We start from the raw sequence: 2,953 nt of genomic DNA, 5'->3' as shown, positions 1-2,953 counted from the left end.
CGGTGGATGCCTTGGCACTAGGAGCCGATGAAGGACGGGACGAACACCGATATGCTTCGGGGAGCTGTAAGCAAGCTTTGATCCGGAGATTTCCGAATGGGGAAACCCACCACTCGTAATGGAGTGGTATCCATATCTGAATTCATAGGATATGAGAAGGCAGACCCGGGGAACTGAAACATCTAAGTACCCGGAGGAAGAGAAAGCAAATGCGATTCCCTGAGTAGCGGCGAGCGAAACGGGATYAGCCCAAACCAAGAGGCTTGCCTCTTGGGGTTGTAGGACACTCTGTACGGAGTTACAAAGGAACGAGGTAGATGAAGAGGTCTGGAAAGGCCCGCCATAGGAGGTAACAGCCCTGTAGTCAAAACTTCGTTCTCTCCTGAGTGGATCCTGAGTACGGCGGAACACGTGAAATTCCGTCGGAATCCGGGAGGACCATCTCCCAAGGCTAAATACTCCCTAGTGACCGATAGTGAACCAGTACCGTGAGGGAAAGGTGAAAAGCACCCCGGAAGGGGAGTGAAAGAGATCCTGAAACCGTGTGCCTACAAGTAGTCAGAGCCCGTTAACGGGTGATGGCGTGCCTTTTGTAGAATGAACCGGCGAGTTACGATCYCGTGCAAGGTTAAGCAGAAGATGCGGAGCCGCAGCGAAAGCGAGTCTGAATAGGGCGCATGAGTACGTGGTCGTAGACCCGAAACCAGGTGATCTACCCATGTCCAGGGTGAAGTTCAGGTAACACTGAATGGAGGCCCGAACCCACGCACGTTGAAAAGTGCGGGGATGAGGTGTGGGTAGGGGTGAAATGCCAATCGAACCTGGAGATAGCTGGTTCTCTCCGAAATAGCTTTAGGGCTAGCCTCAAGGTAAGAGTCTTGGAGGTAGAGCACTGATTGGACTAGGGGCCCCTACCGGGTTACCGAATTCAGTCAAACTCCGAATGCCAATGACTTATCCTTGGGAGTCAGACTGCGAGTGATAAGATCCGTAGTCGAAAGGGAAACAGCCCAGACCGCCAGCTAAGGTCCCAAAGTATACGTTAAGTGGAAAAGGATGTGGAGTTGCTTAGACAACCAGGATGTTGGCTTAGAAGCAGCCACCATTTAAAGAGTGCGTAATAGCTCACTGGTCGAGTGACTCTGCGCCGAAAATGTACCGGGGCTAAACGTATCACCGAAGCTGCGGACTGTTCTTCGAACAGTGGTAGGAGAGCGTTCTAAGGGCTGTGAAGCCAGACCGGAAGGACTGGTGGAGCGCTTAGAAGTGAGAATGCCGGTATGAGTAGCGAAAGAGGGGTGAGAATCCCCTCCACCGAATGCCTAAGGTTTCCTGAGGAAGGCTCGTCCGCTCAGGGTTAGTCGGGACCTAAGSCGAGGCCGAAAGGCGTAGKCGATGGRMAACAGGTTRATATTCCTGTACCACCTCCTCACCATTTGAGCAATGGGGGGACGCAGGAGGATAGGGTAAGCGCGGTATTGGATATCCGCGTCCAAGCAGTTAGGCTGGGAAATAGGCAAATCCGTTTCCCATAAGGCTGAGCTGTGATGGCGAGCGAAATATAGTAGCGAAGTTCCTGATTCCACACTGCCAAGAAAAGCCTCTAGCGAGGTGAGAGGTGCCCGTACCGCAAACCGACACAGGTAGGCGAGGAGAGAATCCTAAGGTGATCGAGAGAACTCTCGTTAAGGAACTCGGCAAAATGACCCCGTAACTTCGGGAGAAGGGGTGCTCTGTTAGGGTGCAAGCCCGAGAGAGCCGCAGTGAATAGGCCCAGGCGACTGTTTAGCAAAAACACAGGTCTCTGCGAAGCCGTAAGGCGAAGTATAGGGGCTGACGCCTGCCCGGTGCTGGAAGGTTAAGAGGAGCGCTTAGCGTAAGCGAAGGTGCGAATTGAAGCCCCAGTAAACGGCGGCCGTAACKATAACGGTCCTAAGGTAGCGAAATTCCTTGTCGGGTAAGTTCCGACCCGCACGAAAGGCGYAACGATCTGGGCACTGTCTCAACGAGAGACTCGGTGAAATTATAGTACCTGTGAAGATGCAGGTTACCCGCGACAGGACGGAAAGACCCCGTGGAGCTTTACTGCAGCCTGATATTGAATGTTGGTACAGCTTGTACAGGATAGGTAGGAGCCTTGGAAACCGGAGCGCCAGCTTCGGTGGAGGCATCGGTGGGATACTACCCTGGCTGTATTGACCTTCTAACCCGCCGCCCTTATCGGGCGGGGAGACAGTGTCAGGTGGGCAGTTTGACTGGGGCGGTCGCCTCCTAAAAGGTAACGGAGGCGCCCAAAGGTTCCCTCAGAATGGTTGGAAATCATTCGCAGAGTGTAAAGGCACAAGGGAGCTTGACTGCGAGACCTACAAGTCGAGCAGGGACGAAAGTCGGGCTTAGTGATCCGGTGGTTCCGCATGGAAGGGCCATCGCTCAACGGATAAAAGCTACCCCGGGGATAACAGGCTTATCTYCCCCAAGAGYYCACATCGACGGGGAGGTTTGGCACCTCGATGTCGGCTCATCGCATCCTGGGGCTGTAGTCGGTCCCAAGGGTTGGGCTGTTCGCCCATTAAAGCGGTACGCGAGCTGGGTTCAGAACGTCGTGAGACAGTTCGGTCCCTATCCGTCGCGGGCGCAGGAAATTTGAGAGGAGCTGTCCTTAGTACGAGAGGACCGGGATGGACGCACCGCTGGTGTACCAGTTGTTCTGCCAAGGGCATCGCTGGGTAGCTATGTGCGGACGGGATAAGTGCTGAAAGCATCTAAGCATGAAGCCCCCCTCAAGATGAGATTTCCCATTCCGCAAGGAAGTAAGATCCCTGAAAGATGATCAGGTTGATAGGTCTGAGGTGGAAGTGTGGCGACAYRTGKAGCTGACWGATACTAATCGATCGAGGACTTAACCAAACTTTTAAAAGCGTAAGCTTTACTCAGCAAACTGTTATCTAGTTTT

General features: G+C 53.5%; 1 rRNA gene. It reads left to right on the top strand.

The features are described 5' to 3' along the window. Positions 1-2,907, top strand: a 23S ribosomal RNA gene (locus tag KE274_RS16330); the annotation flags it as partial. Positions 2,908-2,953 lie beyond the last annotated feature (46 nt).

The sequence above is a fragment of the Microbacterium paraoxydans genome, from assembly GCF_018224615.1.
GTDB lineage: Bacteria > Actinomycetota > Actinomycetes > Actinomycetales > Microbacteriaceae > Microbacterium > Microbacterium paraoxydans_B.
Note: the sequence above shows the minus strand (reverse complement) of the source record. Positions and strands in the feature narration are given on the sequence as shown.